This window comes from Curtobacterium sp. PhB115 (genome assembly GCF_003752025.1).
Lineage (GTDB): Bacteria > Actinomycetota > Actinomycetes > Actinomycetales > Microbacteriaceae > Curtobacterium.
In genome coordinates, this window is the sequence record NZ_RJKR01000011.1 from 137432 (window position 1) to 153195 (window position 15764).

15 protein-coding genes are annotated in these 15764 nt (G+C 71.4%); 4 read left to right on the forward strand and 11 right to left on the reverse strand.

Annotated elements, in window-relative coordinates; translation table 11 throughout:
* Positions 1 to 84: 84 nt before the first annotated feature.
* From EDF19_RS16045 to EDF19_RS16070, 6 genes are all read right to left on the reverse strand, one after another.
* Positions 85 to 1260: a hydroxymethylglutaryl-CoA synthase gene (locus tag EDF19_RS16045; protein ID WP_123681863.1), complete on the reverse strand. Its 1176-nt coding sequence runs from the start codon at positions 1258 to 1260 to the stop codon at positions 85 to 87.
* Positions 1257 to 2321 carry a hydroxymethylglutaryl-CoA reductase gene (locus EDF19_RS16050; protein ID WP_123681864.1) on the reverse strand — a complete coding sequence of 355 codons (1065 nt, stop codon included), beginning with the start codon at positions 2319 to 2321 and terminating at the stop codon, positions 1257 to 1259. The genes EDF19_RS16045 and EDF19_RS16050 overlap by 4 nt, the downstream gene beginning before the upstream one ends.
* On the reverse strand, positions 2314 to 3396 hold the full coding sequence (locus EDF19_RS16055; RefSeq protein ID WP_123681865.1) for a phosphomevalonate kinase: 1083 nt from the start codon (positions 3394 to 3396) through the stop codon (positions 2314 to 2316). The genes EDF19_RS16050 and EDF19_RS16055 overlap by 8 nt, the downstream gene beginning before the upstream one ends.
* The gene (gene mvaD / locus EDF19_RS16060) at positions 3393 to 4391 is read right to left on the reverse strand and encodes a diphosphomevalonate decarboxylase (RefSeq protein ID WP_260217244.1); all 999 of its coding nucleotides are present in this window, start codon (positions 4389 to 4391) and stop codon (positions 3393 to 3395) included. Before mvaD ends, EDF19_RS16055 begins: the two co-directional genes overlap by 4 nt.
* Positions 4391 to 5401, reverse strand: a complete 1011-nt coding sequence (gene mvk / locus EDF19_RS16065; RefSeq protein ID WP_123681867.1) for a mevalonate kinase — start codon at positions 5399 to 5401, stop codon at positions 4391 to 4393. The genes mvaD and mvk overlap by 1 nt, the downstream gene beginning before the upstream one ends.
* 69 nt (positions 5402 to 5470) lie before the next feature.
* On the reverse strand, positions 5471 to 6718 hold the full coding sequence (locus tag EDF19_RS16070; protein ID WP_123681868.1) for an MFS transporter: 1248 nt from the start codon (positions 6716 to 6718) through the stop codon (positions 5471 to 5473).
* 91 nt (positions 6719 to 6809) lie between these two features.
* Here EDF19_RS16070 and EDF19_RS16075 point away from each other — a divergent pair, with 91 nt between their 5' ends.
* The 3 genes from EDF19_RS16075 to EDF19_RS16085 all read left to right on the forward strand — a co-directional run bounded on the left by EDF19_RS16075 (position 6810) and on the right by EDF19_RS16085 (position 8837).
* Positions 6810 to 7280, forward strand: a complete 471-nt coding sequence (locus EDF19_RS16075; protein ID WP_185022900.1) for a MarR family winged helix-turn-helix transcriptional regulator — start codon at positions 6810 to 6812, stop codon at positions 7278 to 7280.
* A 135-nt stretch (positions 7281 to 7415) separates the two neighbouring features.
* The gene (locus EDF19_RS16080) at positions 7416 to 7838 is read left to right on the forward strand and encodes an organic hydroperoxide resistance protein (RefSeq protein WP_017885422.1); all 423 of its coding nucleotides are present in this window, start codon (positions 7416 to 7418) and stop codon (positions 7836 to 7838) included.
* A gap of 24 nt (positions 7839 to 7862) precedes the next feature.
* Positions 7863 to 8837, forward strand: a complete 975-nt coding sequence (locus EDF19_RS16085) for a zinc-binding dehydrogenase (protein WP_123681981.1) — start codon at positions 7863 to 7865, stop codon at positions 8835 to 8837.
* A 91-nt stretch (positions 8838 to 8928) separates the two neighbouring features.
* Here EDF19_RS16085 and EDF19_RS16090 read toward each other — a convergent pair whose 3' ends face one another.
* From EDF19_RS16090 to EDF19_RS16105, 4 genes are all read right to left on the reverse strand, one after another.
* On the reverse strand, positions 8929 to 10386 hold the full coding sequence (locus EDF19_RS16090; protein WP_123681870.1) for a sugar porter family MFS transporter: 1458 nt from the start codon (positions 10384 to 10386) through the stop codon (positions 8929 to 8931).
* Positions 10387 to 10598: 212 nt separating this feature from the next.
* Positions 10599 to 11195 carry a hypothetical protein gene (locus EDF19_RS16095; RefSeq protein ID WP_123681871.1) on the reverse strand — a complete coding sequence of 199 codons (597 nt, stop codon included), beginning with the start codon at positions 11193 to 11195 and terminating at the stop codon, positions 10599 to 10601.
* A gap of 67 nt (positions 11196 to 11262) precedes the next feature.
* Positions 11263 to 12066, reverse strand: a complete 804-nt coding sequence (locus EDF19_RS16100; RefSeq protein WP_123681872.1) for a zeta toxin family protein — start codon at positions 12064 to 12066, stop codon at positions 11263 to 11265.
* Positions 12063 to 12548, reverse strand: a complete 486-nt coding sequence (locus EDF19_RS16105; RefSeq protein ID WP_148071125.1) for a hypothetical protein — start codon at positions 12546 to 12548, stop codon at positions 12063 to 12065. Before EDF19_RS16105 ends, EDF19_RS16100 begins: the two co-directional genes overlap by 4 nt.
* 209 nt (positions 12549 to 12757) lie before the next feature.
* Here EDF19_RS16105 and EDF19_RS16110 point away from each other — a divergent pair, with 209 nt between their 5' ends.
* On the forward strand, positions 12758 to 13660 hold the full coding sequence (locus EDF19_RS16110; protein WP_123681874.1) for a LysM domain-containing protein: 903 nt from the start codon (positions 12758 to 12760) through the stop codon (positions 13658 to 13660).
* Positions 13661 to 13890: 230 nt separating this feature from the next.
* Here the strand turns inward: EDF19_RS16110 and pgi are convergent, their stop codons facing one another.
* Entirely contained in the window at positions 13891 to 15612 is a 1722-nt protein-coding gene (pgi, locus tag EDF19_RS16115) for a glucose-6-phosphate isomerase (protein WP_123681875.1), read from the reverse strand.
* Positions 15613 to 15764 lie beyond the last annotated feature (152 nt).

Sequence of the window (15764 nt, forward strand, 5' to 3'; positions counted from 1 at the left end):
CTGGCACCGCGCCTCCAGTCCGTCACGCGAAAGCGACAGATCCCTGCGAACGTTCCGCAGAGATCTGTCGCTTTCGCGAAGGGGTCAGACCTGCGCGGTCGCCTCGTAGCGGCGTGCGCCACCGCGCACGCCCGCGAACCGGTACGGCGCGGTCGTGACGTGCGGACGCTCGACGTCCTCGCTCGTCGCTGCCCCGGCGGCGTGCAGCTCGCGGTACGCGTCCACGGTCAGCGGGACGCGGGCGGACAGCAGCTGCCGGACCCGCCCGACCCGGCGGTGCGACCGGTACTCCGGCTGCACGATGCCGGTGATGAGCTCGCCGACGCTGCCCGAGCCGTAGCTGAACAGCCCGATGCGTTCGCCGGCGAGCCCCTCGTCGAGGTCGAGCAGCGCCGCCAGCCCGATCCAGAGCGACGCCGTGTAGGTGTTGCCGGTCTGCTTGTTGTACGTGAACCCGACGTACAGGTCCGACTCGTCGAACGGTGCGCCGACGTGCTGCGTGAGCTTCCGGTGCGCCTTGAGGGCCATCTTCGTGAACGGCTGGTGGTGCACGAACCGCAGGATGTCCTCGTACGCCGGGCCACCCTGGTCGGCGAGGTCGTCCCAGGCGCCGACGAACGCGTCGACGTACGCGCTCACGGACAGGCGACCGTCGACGAGGGCGGTGGAGCGGTCGTTCGGTCGCCAGAAGTCGTCGACGTCGGCGGTGAACACCCCGGCGGCCGGCTCGATCTCGATCAGGTCCGGGTCGGCGGACACCAGGATCGCGGCGGCACCGGCACCCTGGGTCGGCTCGGCGGCGGTGTCCACGTCGTACCGGGCGACGTCCGCGGCGATCACGAGCACACGCTCGTGCGGCGCACGGGCGACGATGCCGAGGGCGAGCTGGACGGCGGCGGTCCCGCCGTAGCAGGCCTGCTTCAGCTCGACGACGCGGACGGCCTTCGGCAGTCCGAGCAGCCCGTGCACGTAGACACCGGCGGCCTTGGACTGGTCGACCCCGGACTCGGTCGCGAAGAGCACCGTGCGGATGCCCTCGACGCCGTGGCGGTCGATGATCTCCTTCGCGGCCGCGGCACCCATCGTGACGATGTCCTCGTCCGGGGCGGGCACGCTGAAGGCGTCCTGCCCGATGCCGACGTGGTACTTCGCCGGGTCGACGCCGAGGCGCTCGGCCAGGTCGTCGAGGTCGAGGACGTGGTGGCCGGTGGCGATGGCCAGGTCGTGGATCCCGACGCGGAGCGCACCGTTCGCGGTCATGCTGCACCCCCGGCCGGTCGGGCGCCACGGCGTTCCATGGCGACGTGGGCGGCCATCAGCTCGCCCGGGTTCGTCTGGGCGGCCAGGAGCGAGAGCTCCCCGCACAGCACGGTCGCGGCGCACAGTGCCGCCAGGCGGCGGGCGTTCGCACCGGGCTCGCGGTCCTCGCGGCAGCCGAGGCGCACGAGGGCGTCCTCGACGACGGGCAGGTCCCCGCCCTTGCCGTTGCCGACCGTGCCGACGATGAGGTGCGGCAGCGAGGTCGCGAAGTACAGGTCACCGTCGCGGTTCTCGGCACTCGTGATGCCCTGCGAGCCCTCGACGATGTTGGCGGCGTCCTGGCCGGTGGCCAGGTAGAACCCGAGCAGCATGTTCGCGTAGTGGGCGTTCGCGGAGCGAAGGGCCCCGGCGATGGTCGACCCGATCAGGTTCTTCGCGATGTTCAGCTCGACGATGTGCTCGGTGCTGGACCGGAGCCGCTTCTCGACGATCTCGCCCGGGATCACGATCTCGGCGATGGTGTTCCGGCCGCGACCACGGATGCCGTTCACCGCGGTGGCCTTCTTGTCCGTGCAGAAGTTGCCGGAGACCGACACGTACCGCAGGCCCGGCTGCCACGCGAGGATCGCCGGCAGGAGCTTGTCCGCCGCCTGCGTGACCATGTTGTGGCCGGAAGCGTCGCCCGTGGTGAACGCGAAGCGCAGGAACAGCAGGTCCCCGACGATCTCCGGGTGCACCTCGATGAGCTTCGCGAACCGGCTCTGCCCGGCGACGAGCGCCTCGAGCTCGTCCTGCCGGGCGAGGATCTGCCCCGCGGCGACGTGGGCTGCGGCAGCGCTGGCGGCGCGGACGACGACGGAACGGGTCATCCGCTCGTCGACGACGGTCGCGACGATGCCGTCCTCGACCATGCGCGAGATGCGGGCGCCCCGGCCGACCGACGGCCACAGCGGGGACTCGTACGTGGCGAGCGGTACCTCGTGCTCGCCCTGGACCGCGTTGCCGCTGATCCGGATCGGCCCGACCCACTTGGTCGGGATCGGCGTGAGCAGGTCACTCATCGAGGGCTCCTTCTGGTGCTCGCACCGCGACGCTGAGGTGCCTGATGTCGTGCGCCTCCCAGGCGCGGTGGATGCCGGCGGGGTCGATGTCCACCGGGACGAGCGCGATGCCGCAGTCGCCGCCGCCGGCGCCGGACGGCTTCGCCGCCCCGCCCGCCGACTCGACGATGTCGCAGAGGGTCGCGAGTCGCTCGGTCTCGATCTTCGACCCGACCGAGTCACCGAGGCGCTGCATGAGCACCCGGGCACGTCGGAGTGCGTCGAGCGTCTGCTCCGCGTCGCCGGTCTGGAGGCCCGTGGTCAGGTCGTCGACGCAGCTGCGGCTCTCGTCGAGGAACGCCTGGTACCCGCCGTTGCGGTGTCGGCGCACGACGCCGACGAGCTTCGTGGTGGACGCCGGCGAACCCGTCCAGCCGACGAGCAGCCGCAGGTTCTCCGGCGCCGGGAGTCGCTCGACGTCGAAGCCTTCCCACGCGTCGGTGTCGGTCAGGATCTCGGAGACCGTGTGATCGTCGAGGAGCACGGCAAGCCGCTCCCGGTCCGGCGCGCTGTACCGCAGCCAGCCGCCGAACGTGCTCGCGGCGAGGTCGCCGCCGGAGGCCCGGGGGTTCACGCGGATCGTCGCGAGCAGGGCGACCTGGAAGCGCTGCCGCTGCGTCAGGCCGATGCCGTAGAAGCGGTCGAGCGCGCCGACGGTCGCGACGGTCACCGCGGCCGACGACCCGAGTCCGAACTTCCGGCCGCTGGCGTCGTCGAGCTGGCTCTCGATGCGCAGGTCGTGGAACCGCGGCGCGATCCCCCGCTCGGCACGGAGCTTCTCGACGAGGTCGATCGTCGCCATCACGTAGTCGTAGGGGTGGTGCTCGCGGTCCAGGGCGAGGCCGTCCTCGGCGCGGGTCCACGTCAGGGGCAGGTGGCCGTACTCCTCCGAGTGCACGCTGCCCGCACCGTGCGCCTCGGACACACGGGCCGTGATGGCGCGGTCGAGGGCGATGAGGACGGACGGCTGGCCCGGCTCGACGACGGCGTACTCACCGGCGACGAACAGCTTGCCGTGGGCGCGGAACTCGATCACTCGGCGGACTCCTTCTGGTCGGGATTGCTCCCCGACTCTTCGGAGCGGAGGACCCGTGCGGCAGGTCCGGTGCCGGACTCGATGACGTCGCCGAACGACGCGAGCGCGGTGGCCACGGCGGAGCGGTCCTCCGGCTTCGTGAGCACGACGACGTTCGGCCCGGCGTCAGCGGTGGCGTACGCCTCGAGCCCGCCGGCGCGGAGTTCGCCGACCGCGTCGAACACGGCGACGCTGCGGGCGTTGAGGTAGCGGATCGGGGGGAACGCGCCCTCGATCGTGGCGTGCATGCGGAGCGCGTTGCTCTCGGTGATCTCGCCGATGCGCGTGAAGTCCCCCGCGGCGCAGGCGTCGAGCATGTCGCCGACGGTCTCGGTCGTGGACGTGACCCACGCCGGGTAGAACGGCGACGTGGCGATGGTGCGGCGCATGGCCTCGCGCGAGCCGATCGGCTTCGGTCCGGCGTCGATCGTCACGACCACCATGGCCATCGGCGGCGCCGGGATCGGTTCGGCGAACGAGCCCTGGTCGTCACCGGCGTGCCAGACCGCGACGCCGCCGGGGATCGACCGCGTGGCCGACCCCGATCCGCGTCGGGCCAGGCGGGACAGGTCGCGCGGGGACAGGTCGAGGCCGTACGCCGCGGCGGCCGCGGTGGCGAGCGCCGCGAACCCCGACGCGCTCGAGGCGAGCCCGGCTCCGGTCGGCACGGTGTTCTCGGACACCACGGACGCGTGCTCGGACGACCCCGCGATCTCCCGCACCAGGTCGAGGAACTGCTGCACCCGCACCAGCGCACCGTCGTCGACGACGCGACCGTTCAGCGTGAACGCATCACGCGCCTCCCGTCCGCCGTCCACCGTGACGGTCGTCGTCGTCGGGAACACGTCGAGCCCCATCGAGACGCTGCCCGTCGCGGGCAGCGCGAGCTGCGCGTCCGCCTTGCCCCAGTACTTGACGAGGGCGATGTTGGGGTGCGCGACGGCGGTGGCGGTCATCAAGCGCGGGCTCCGATCGTGGTGGTCCAGGTGGCTGCGGCACCTGCGCCGCGGAGTGCGGCCGCGATGCGGTCCGCGTGGTCGTCGTCGGCGGCGAGGGCCAGGACGCACCCGCCCCGCCCGCCACCGGTGAGCTTCGCACCGAGGGCGTCCGCGGCTCGGGCGGCACCGACGAGCCGGTCGAGGTCCGCACTCGAGACGTCGAGTGCGGTGAGCAGTTCGTGCGCGGCGTCCATGGTGGCACCGAGCGCCTGTGCTCCGCCATCCACGAGTGTCCCCCGCGCCTGTCGGGCGAGCCCGCCGATCTGCGCGATGACGGCGTCGACGGCGTCCGGGTCCTGGTCGCGGCGCTCCCGGACGGCCGCGACGGCTTCTCGGGTGTGGCCGGGGACGCCGGTGTCGGCGACGACGAAGGTGAAGCGGTCGCCGAGTTCGACGGGCTCGATCCGGCCGGCCTCGAACCACACCGGAGCACTCGCGACGACCCCACGCGCGTCGAGTCCCGAGGGGCGACCGTGTGCGACGCGTTCGCACTCCTGGATGAGCGCGTGGTGCGTCTCGACGTCGAGCGTCTCGCCCAGGGCGTCGGCGACGGCGGCGGTCACGGCGGCGGCGACCGCGGCGCTCGACCCCATGCCCCGGGCGGTCGGGACCTGGCTGTCGACCCGGACGTGGAAGTGCCGGTCGGTGACCCCGAAGTGCCGCAGCGTCGCGGTGACGGCGGTCACGGTGGGCATCACGGCAGCGGGGGCCAGGTCGAGCGGGCCGGTGTGCACCGCGGACTCGAGGTGGTGGCCGACCGGCAGGCCGCCGTCGACGGCGGCGTCCGTGCTGATCGGCGTCACCGTGGCCGTGACCTGGGCGTCGAGGACCGGCAGGACGAGGGCCGGAGCGCCGTAGACGACCGCGTGTTCACCGATCAGGATCGTCTTCCCGTGGGACGACGCGGTTCCCGTCCGTGGAGAGGTGCCGGTCGGGGTGTTCGGAGAGTCGAGGTCGCTGCTGGTCATCGTGGGTCACGTCAGCCTAACCGCCTCCGCCATGCGCGCGCTCGACGACCTCCGTACCCCGTCCGTGCGTCAGCCGAGCGACGCCTGACGACGACGGACCGCGATGACCACGGCGACGACCAGTGCGCCGACCACGAGTGCTGCGCCGCCGATCGCGACGGCCGAGCCGACCCCGACCGCTGCGCCGAGGACGGCGAGCGACAGCCCGTTCCCCGTGCGCAGGCCGCTGCCGAACATGTTGTAGACGCCGACCACGCGGCCGCGCTGCTCGACGGGGGCGCGGAGCTGGACCACCGCCTGGCCGATCGAGGTGCTCGCCATGTTCGCGACCCCGCCGACGAACAGCACGATGACCGCGACGGCGAAGCTGCCGGTCAGGGCGACGGCCGCGGTGGTGGCCCCGAACAGCACCGTCGTGACGATCACCACGCGGGTGTTCGGCTTCAGCGCCCCGGTGGCCTCGAGCAGGAAGCCGCCGAGCACGCCGCCGGCACCGTTCGCGAAGAGCAGCACGCCGTACCCGAGCCCGGCGGCACCGGCCCCGAGGGCATCGGCGAACGACGGGATCGACACCTGCAGCGACCCGCCGACGCAGAGGGCGACGAGTCCGGCGAGGACGATCATGGCGACGAGCACCGGGTCACCGCCGACCTGCCGGATGGTCCGGAACCCGTCCACGATCGTCAGCCGGGCCCGGTGCACGTACCCGCTGCGGGTGTGCCCGGTGTACGGCGTCCGGAGCATGAGCAGCGTCATCGGCAGGTAGAACAGCACGTTCGCGAAGATGCCCCAGGTAGAGCCGAGGCCGAGCAGCAGCACCGATCCGACGACGGGCCCGGCGAGCACGCCGAGGCTCCGGAACGTGGCGTTCATCCGGACGGCGCCGGGCAGGTCGGCCGGCTCGGCGTAGTCGTGCAGGAGCATCTGCTCCGCCGGCGCCCACAACGCCCCGGCGCACCCGTGCAGGACGAGGAGCACGCACGCCTCCCACACCTGGAGCGTGCCGGTCAGGAACAGGACGCCCCAGCAGACCGACACGAGCATGAAGAGCCCCTGCGCGATCTGGATCAACCGCCGGCAGTCGTACTTCTCGGCGAGGCCGCCGAACCACACCGACAGCAGCAGGAACGGGAGCCAGTGACTGACGACCTCGAACCCGACGAGCGCGGGCGAGTGGAACTCCTGCCAGAGCACCCAGTATGTGATGACGTGCTCGATGTTGTCGCCCATCATCGACAGGCCCGCGGAGAACAGGTACGGGCGGGAGTGCCGGTCCCGGAGTGCGGCGAAGCGGCGTGGAACCATCGACGTCGTCATCGCTCCTCCCGATCTCGTTCCACAACGGTACCGTCTCTGCCGCCGTCGAATATCGGTTGTGCACAACTGGGTTGCGTGCAATGCTTGTGTCATGCCCGTGACCGATGAGATGGTGTGCTTCTCGCTCTACGCGGCGACCCGGGCCACGACCCAGGCGTACCGCACGATGCTCGAGCCGTGGGGGCTGACGTACCCGCAGTACCTCGTGCTCGTCACCCTGTGGATCGAGGGCGACCAGAGCGTCTCGAGCCTCGGGGACCACCTGCAGCTCGACTCCGGCACACTCTCGCCCCTGCTCCGCCGCATGGAGCAGTCCGACCTGGTCCGCCGCGAGCGCCGCAGCACCGACGAGCGCGTCGTCACCGTGACCATCGGCGACCGAGGCCGTGCGCTGCGGTCCGAGCTCGCCGACATCCCCGGCCGGATCGCCGCGGGGACCGGGCTGCCCGACGAGCGTGCTGCCGCCGACCTCATCGCGACGCTGCACCGGCTGACCGAGACGATGCACGCCGCCGCCGCGCCCGTGCCCGCCGCGGCTCCCGCGCGCGACATTTCGCCCTGACCGACACCTCACGCGGCCGCGCGCCCGTGAACTGTCGCTGAGCGCGAAAAGCGCCCACGGCCCCGCGCCCGCCCGCGCCCGCGGCCCACGCCCGCACCCCACTGACCACGATCCGCCCCACAAGGAAGGAACCCCATGGAAGCCCTCTACACCGCCGAGGCCCTGGCCACCGGCGAAGGCCGCAACGGCCACGTCGCCACGAGCGACGGCACGGTCGAGTTCGACCTCGCCATCCCGAAGGAGATGGGTGGCTCCGGCAACGGCGCGAACCCCGAGCAGCTGTTCGCCGCCGGGTACGCCGCCTGCTTCCACTCCGCACTGCAGGGCGTCGCCCGCAGCCAGAAGGTGAAGATCACCGACTCGTCCGTCGGTGGCCGCGTGCAGATCGGCCCGAACGGCAACGGCGGCTACCAGCTCGCCGTCATGCTCGAGGTCGTCATCCCGGGCCTCGAGCACGACCAGGCGCAGGCACTCGCCGACGCCGCACACCAGGTCTGCCCGTACTCGAACGCGACCCGCGGCAACATCGACGTCACCATCGTCGTCTCGGAGGACTGACCCATGAGCACCACCCCCACCACCATGCGCGCCGTCGTCCACGAGACCTTCGCCGAGCCCGCCGACGTCCTCGAGGTGCAGGAGCGCCCCGTCCCGACGCCCGGCTCCGGCGAGGTCCTCGTGCGCACGGTCCTCTCCCCCATCCACAACCACGACCTCTGGACCGTCCGCGGCACCTACGGCTTCAAGCCCGAGCTGCCCGCAGCGTCCGGTACCGAGGCACTCGGCGTCGTCGAGGCACTCGGCGAGGGCGTCACGAACCTGCAGGTCGGCCAGCGCGTCGCCGGCGGTGCCTTCGGGGTCTGGGCCGAGTACTACACCGCGAACGCTGCCGGGCTCGTGCCGGTGCCGGACGCCATGACGGACGAGGCCGCAGCACAGCTCGTCTCGATGCCGTTCAGCGCGATCAGCCTGCTGCACTCGCTCGACCTGCAGGAGGGCGACTGGCTGATCCAGAACGCCGCCAACGGTGCGGTGGGCCGCATGGTCGCCCAGCTCGGCGCGGCCCGCGGCATCAACGTCATCGGCCTGGTGCGTCGCGCCGCCGGTGTCGAGGAGCTCCGCGAGCAGGGCATCGAGCGCATCGTCGCCACCGACGCGGACGACTGGACGGACCAGGTCGCCGCGATCACCGGAGGCGCCCCGATCGTCGCCGGCGTCGAGTCCGTCGGCGGCAAGGCAGCGGGCGACATCGCCAGCGTCCTGGGCGAGAACGCCACGCTCGTCGTCTTCGGCGCGATGGCCTCGCCCACGCTCGAGATCCCGTCGGGCAAGGTCATCTTCGGCCAGCTCACCGTGAAGGGCTTCTGGGGCAGCGTCGTCAGCAAGACGATGCCGGCCGAGACGAAGGGCCAGCTCTTCGGCGAGCTCATCACCCGCGTGCTCGACGGTTCGCTGACGCTCCCCGTCGCGGAGACCTTCGCCTTCGAGGACGTCCGTGACGCGGTGCGCGCCTCGGACACCGCCGGCCGCGTCGGCAAGGTGCTCCTGCGCCCGTAGCGCGACCACCGAACGGACTGGAGGCCCGGTGCCAGCTGGCACCGGGCCTCCCGTCCGTCCGTGCGCGCGATCACCGCGCCACGTGCGCGACCTAGCCGCGCGACGCCTTCTGCGGGACGGTGAAGATGTTGCCGGTGGTGACGCCCTCTTCGACTTCTTCGAGGGTGCGACCGCGGCTCTCCGGGACGAACTTCCAGATGAAGAGCAGCGCCAGGACCCCGACGACCGCGAAGCCGAAGAACGTGCCCGTGATGCCGGTCGCGGCGACGATGGTCGGGAAGTAGAGCCCGAGGAACGCGTTCGCGATCCAGAGGCAGAACACCGAGATGCCCATGCCGAGCGCGCGGATCTGGGTCGGGAAGATCTCCGACAGCAGCACCCACACGGCGATGTTGAGGAAGGTCTGCATCGAGCCGACGAACGCGACGACGAGGAACAGGATCACCCACGGGCGGGCCGGGTTGCCATCGGGCAGGGCCACCGACGCGATGCCGATCAGGAAGTGGCAGAGCGTCGTGAGCGAGAACCCGATGATCAGGGTCGTCCGGCGGTTGATCTTCTCCATGTTGTAGATGGCGATGACGCCACCCACCACGGCGATGACACCCGGTGCGATGTTCGCGATGAGGGCCGCCGACGCCTGGAAGCCGGACTCGATGAGCACGGTCTGCCCGTAGTACATGATCGAGTTGATGCCGGTGAGCTGCTGCGCGACGCCGAGGCCGGCACCGATGAGCACGATGCGGATGAGCCACTTGTTGCCGAGCAGGGTGCGCCAGCCGCTGACCTGCTGGACCTTCTGCTCGAACTCGTTCGTGCGCTTGATGTCGTCGAGCTCGGCGGTCGCACGCTCATCGGTGCGGACCTGCTGCAGCACCGAGAGGGCTTCGTCGTACCGACCCTTCGACGCGAGCCACCGTGGCGACTCGGGCACACGCAGCATGCCGACGAACAGGGCGATCGCGGGCAGCGCACAGACGGCGAGCATGACGCGCCAGACACCGTTGCCCTCACCCCAGATGGTCCCGATGAAGGCGTTCACCACGAAGGCGGCGAGCTGACCGATCACGATCATGAGTTCGTTGCGCCCGGACAGCGACCCGCGGATCTCGTAGGGGGCGAGTTCGGCGAGGAACACCGGCACCACGGTGGATGCACCACCGACCGCCAGGCCGAGGAGCACGCGGCCGACCACCATCACGCCGAACACCGGGGCGAAGACGCAGATCAGGGTGCCGAAGAAGAACGTGACGGCGAGCAGGATGATCGTCTTGCGGCGCCCCCACCCGTCGGCGATGCGGCCGCCGAGCATGGCGCCGATCGCGGCACCGAACAGGAGCGAGCTGGTGACGATGCCCTCGGTGAGGTTCGTCAGGCCGAGCTCCTGCTTCATCGGCAGCAGTGCGCCGTTGATCACGCCGGTGTCGTAGCCGAAGAGCAGGCCGCCGAAGGTGGCGACGAGGGCCAGGACGCCGAGGCGGCGGCGGTGTGGTCCGTTCCCGATCGGGGGCAGTGCGACAGTCGGGGCTGTCGGCTTGATGTCGACCATTCGGTGACTCCTTCGTCGGTGATCGCGCGGCATCGCGTCCAGTGATCGTAACCCGAATCCATGTCCTGTCAAACAGACATTCTGTCTTTCTGACGTTTGGATCGGTCCACAGAAGTCCTGATCAGGACGGGAGCGGTCCAATGACGGGACCGGTCGGCCGTGTACCCCGAGCATCCTCGGTCACGTCCGGTCCGTCCGCGGGAAGTTCTCGGTCAGTCTTCGCCAGAGTCACGGCGATCGCCGGGGCCGCGGCCAGGGCCATCGCCAGAGCCACGGCCATCGCCGGGGGCCGGGCCGTCGCCGAGCACGTCGCCGAGGGAGGCCATCTCCGCGCCGTGGTCGGTGTAGCGCCGCACGGTTCGTCGCGCCGCAGCACTCGCAGCCCCGGACAGCGCCGGGTTGCGTCGCGCGGCATCGGCGACCCGGCCGGCGTGCCCCGCAGTCGAGAGCAGGACGTTCGCCAGCGCCCGGGCGTCACCGCGTTCGGGCACCCCGGTGACCGTCCACGCCGTGCGCACCTGAGCGTCCGGCGTCACACCGCGTCGCGTGCCCATGCGGTGCCAGTCGGACAGGACGCCCTCGGTCCGGGAGGCCGCTCGGTCGGCCTCGGCCGCACGCCGCCGTGCGGCGTCGCGCGCGTCGGACTCGCCGCTCGTGCCCTCGACCGTGTCGTACCGGTCGGTGAGGCCGTCGGCTCGGCGACGGACGCTGTCGGCCCGCTCGCGCGCGGCGCCGTCGTCACCGCCTTCTTCTGCGATGCGGGCGGCGTGCGCGGCGGCAGCCGCGGCGAGGATCTCCGAACGCTCCATGGCCTCGACGGTAGCCGTTCCGACCGACACCGGCGACCGCGGCCGCCGAGCGATGACCAGCGACCGCTCAGACGATCGACACATCCCAGCCGAGGTCGGCGGCCCGGTCACCGAGGACCCGGGCGTTCGCGCCGCACACCGACTCGGTCGACCCGGTCGGGTAGTAGCGACGGATGGCTGCCTCCGGGACGAACCGACCACCGAGCGGATCCGTGGCGGCGTCACGCACGCTCCACCACCGATCGGTCGCCTGGGCGATCGCCGTCTCGAGCGGGACCTCCACGGTGACGATGCGCAGCTTCTCGTACCCGGCGTCGTCGAGCTCGGCGAGGAGGTCGTCGAGGTAGTCCACGCTCGACAGGGTGCCGTGCACGACGACGTTCTCACCGTTGCGGAGGGCGCGGCGGCGCAGCGTGTCGGCAACGGCGGTCGACTCGGCGTGCACGAAGCCGGCGATCTCACGGAGCTGCACCGGCCGGTCGTCGGCCAGTCGGCGAGCCGTCCACCGGTCCACCAGACCGTCCGCCTGTGCGCGCAGGAGCAGCGGGTCCTTGAACTCGTCGGCGTCGATCGACCGGTACCCGCACAGCTCCGGCATCCGCTCCAGAGCGGTCGACTTGCCCGACCCCGGCGGCCCGGCCGTCACCACCACGGCGAGCGAGCCGTCGGTGACCGGCGACGGGGTCAGCGCGCGGTGCTCCTCGAGCACGGACTCGTGGAACCGCAGGCGGCTCGCCTCGTACAGGAAGCCGTCCGGTGCGTAGATCATCCTGGTGCTCGCACCTGCCGTGTCCGACCAGGGGTTGTCGAGCGAGTCAGCCCGGAGGGCGCGGCCCAGCTCGACGGCCACCCGGTCGCGGAGCTCCGTCACCGGGTGCGCTTGCGGGTCTGCCGTTCGGCGATCGCCCGGCGGACGGTCTCGTACTCGAGCTCGGACAGGAGGCCGTCCTGGAACGCCGCCGCGAGTTCCTTGGTGGTGCCGGTGGCCGAGGCGGCACCGTCGAACGCCGCACCACGCTTCGGGGTGCGGTGCGTCAACGCCATCGACGACAGCTCGCGCAGCATCGTCTCCGAGTCGATCTGGCCGCCCTCGCGCCGGGAGATGACCTCACGCGGAGACGGCCGCTTCGTGGTCAGGGTCCGGCGGGAGAGCCGCCGCGAGACCTCGGGCTGGGAGATCCCGGCGAGCTTCGCGATCTCGCGCTGCGGGACGCCGAGGTCGGCGAGCTTGAAGATCCCGCGCCGCAGTTCCATCTCGGCGTGGTGTTGCTGCTCACGACTGTGCAGGACGTGCTCGACCGCCGCACGGACGGTCGCGGGCGCACTGTCGGTCCGACCGGCCAACGCGCGCACGACGGCTTCCGTGTCGGGTCGACGGGGGTCCGACCCACTGCGTCGCCCGGGGACCGCCCTGACGCCCATGACCACCTGCTCTCGTTGATACCGATGGTATCACTCGTCGTTGACGACGGAGGATCTTCGGTACGTCCGCGGACACACGCAGGAAGGACGGCGTTCGCCTCGAGGATGCTCCGCGGTTAGCATCGAGCTGAGGGGGAATCATGAACCGGACGCTGGCGATCGGTGTCGTCGCGGTGGCCGCCGTGGTGCTGTCGGGATGCTCGCTGCTGCGCGGACCCGACGGAGCGCTGCCCGCGCCCTCCACCCCCGCGACGACGCACTCCGCGACTCCCACCCCGACACCGACGCCCGACGGTGATCGGGAAGGCGACCTCCTCAAGTCCTCGGCGCACCCCCGCACACCGACCCCGGAGCCCACCGAGTCAGCGGCTCCGGCGCCGACGCTGACGCCGATCCCCGCCGGAACCGTCCTGGCCCAGGGTGACGTCGCGTCCCCGAAGGGCAGCGTGCACTTCCACTTCCGCATGGTGGCAGCGGGGGACGACACCTTCACCGCGCAGTACTCCGGCTTCACCTCGACCCTGCCGGTACCGGTCGGGGTCGGCCTGTTCGACCTGCCGCGCGCGGTCGGCGACGGTCTGACCTACCACGGTGTGGGCGACCGGACGCTCGGCGGAGCGACCAGCACGGCGACCTCGGTCGACGTCCCCCTGAGCGGCTCCGGGGTCGATCCGTCGCACCTCACCACGCTCGTGACCTACTCGGCGGCGGCTCCGGGTCAGGAGGTCCCGGTCGAGATCGGGGCGGACAAGGTCCTCGCGGTGACGACCGTGCGGTGGTCCGTCCCTGCGCGGCAGACGAACGTGCACCCGAAGGATGCCGGTGCCCGGGCGAACGCGACCGGTCCGGTGACGGCGACGACGGCTGGCGGGGCGCCGAGGTCGTACACGGTCGCGCCGGACGACCTCATCGGGGACGTCGCTGCGCGCTTCGGCATCAGCGTGCGCGCGCTCGTCTGGCTCAACGAGGGCCTGCAGGTGTTCGGCACGGACCAGCACCTGTACGAGGGAACGACGCTCAACCTGGACCCGCTCGGCCGCTGAGCGCGCGGCCGCGCTGCGCCGCCCGCGACGTTTCGCGCTGAGCGACACCTCACGGGCCGCGCCACGCGTGAACTGTCGCTCAGCGCGAGGACCGCCCAAGCCCGCCCGCGCCGCCGCGCGCCCGCCCGCGCCCCGCCCGCGCCCGCCCCGCGGCCCGCGCACGCACAAGACGGACGGGAGGCCCGTGGCGGATCCGCCACGGGCCTCCCGTCCGTCAGGTGGGTACCTCGCTACTTGCGCAGCTCCAGGTACTTCGCGATGAGCGCCTTGGTCGAGGCGTCCTGCGCGTCGAGCGCGGCCTGGTCGCCCTCGACCGCCGGCGTGACCTGCAGCGCCAGCTGCTTGCCGAGCTCCACACCCCACTGGTCGAACGAGTCGATGCCCCAGATCGTGCCCTCGGTGAACACGATGTGCTCGTAGAGGGCGATGAGCTGACCGAGCACGCTCGGGGTGAGCTCCGGCGCCAGGATCGACGTCGTCGGCTTGTTGCCCGGGAAGGTGCGCGCCGCGACGATGCCCTCGTCGATGGTGCCCTCGGCGCGGACCTCGTCGGCACTCTTGCCGAACGCCAGCGCCTTCGTCTGCGCGAAGAAGTTCGCCAGGAAGAGCGTGTGCACGTCGGTGCCGGGCGCGACGCCCTTGCCGTCACCGGTCTCGTCCTTGAGCGGACGGGCCGGGTTCGCGACCGTGATGAAGTCGGCCGGGATCAGGCGCGTGCCCTGGTGAATGAGCTGGTAGAACGCGTGCTGGCCGTTCGTGCCGGGCTCACCCCAGAAGACCTCGCCGGTCTCGGTGGTGACGGGCGAGCCGTCCCAGCGGACGCGCTTGCCGTTCGACTCCATGGTGAGCTGCTGCAGGTACGCGGCGAAGCGGTGCAGGTACTGCGTGTACGGCAGGACCGCGTGGCTCTGGGCACCGAGGAAGTTCGTGTACCAGACGTTGAGCAGGCCCATCAGGACGGGGACGTTCTGCTCGAGCGGCGTGGTGCGGACGTGCTCGTCGATGGCGTGGAAGCCGGCGAGGAACTGCTCCCAGTTCTCCTGTCCGATCGCGACGATGACGCTCGTGCCGATCGCCGAGTCGACCGAGTAGCGGCCGCCCACCCAGTCCCAGAACCCGAAGGCGTTCTCGGGGTCGATGCCGAAGGCCTCGACCTTGTCGAGGGCGGTGGACACGGCGACGAAGTGCTTCGCGACGGCGTCCTTCTTCTCGGCGTCGCCGGCGTCGGTGAGGCCGAGGCGCTCCCACAGCCACTGGCGTGCGAGGCGCGCGTTGGTCAGGGTCTCGAGCGTGCCGAAGGTCTTCGACGCGACGATGAACAGCGTGGTCTCGGGGTCGAGGTCCACGGTCTTCTCGTAGATGTCGGCCGGGTCGATGTTCGACACGAAGCGGGCCTCGAGGCCGGGCTGCACGTACGGCTTGAGGGCCTCGTAGACCATGACCGGGCCGAGGTCCGATCCGCCGATGCCGATGTTGACGACGGTCTCGATGCGCTTCCCGGTGACACCGGTCCACGAGCCGTCGCGCACCTGCGACGCGAACGCGTAGACCTTCTCGAGGGTGGCGTGCACGTCGGCGTCGACGTCCTGGCCGTCGACGGTCAGCGGGGCAGCCGGCACGAGTCCCTCGGTCGCCTTCGGGCGACGGAGCGCGGTGTGCAGGACGGCGCGGTCCTCGGTGACGTTGATGTGCTCACCGGCGATCATCGCCTGGAAGCGCTCGGCGACGCCGGTGTCCTTCGCGACCTGCAGCAGGGCGGCGAGGATGTCCTCGGTGATGAGGCCCTTCGACAGGTCCACGGTCAGGTCGGCGGCCTGGAACGTGTACTGCTCGGCACGGCCGGGGTCGCTGTCGAACCACCCGCGCAGGTCAGGGGTGAAGTCGGCGGCGATGGCGTCGAGCTTCTTCCAGCCTTCGGTCGATGTGGGGTCGACGGGAGCGGATTCGGTCACTTCGGTCCTCCTGGGGATCACGTTCGAGACGTACAGCCCGCAGGTCACCGCACCAGTGCGTCGCGGACCGCCTTCGAGCGTAGTGCTGTTGGCAGCGTGGTGCGCACCGTCGGTCGGGAGGCGCGGCTCGCGTTCGCTGCGCGCGTCACGCC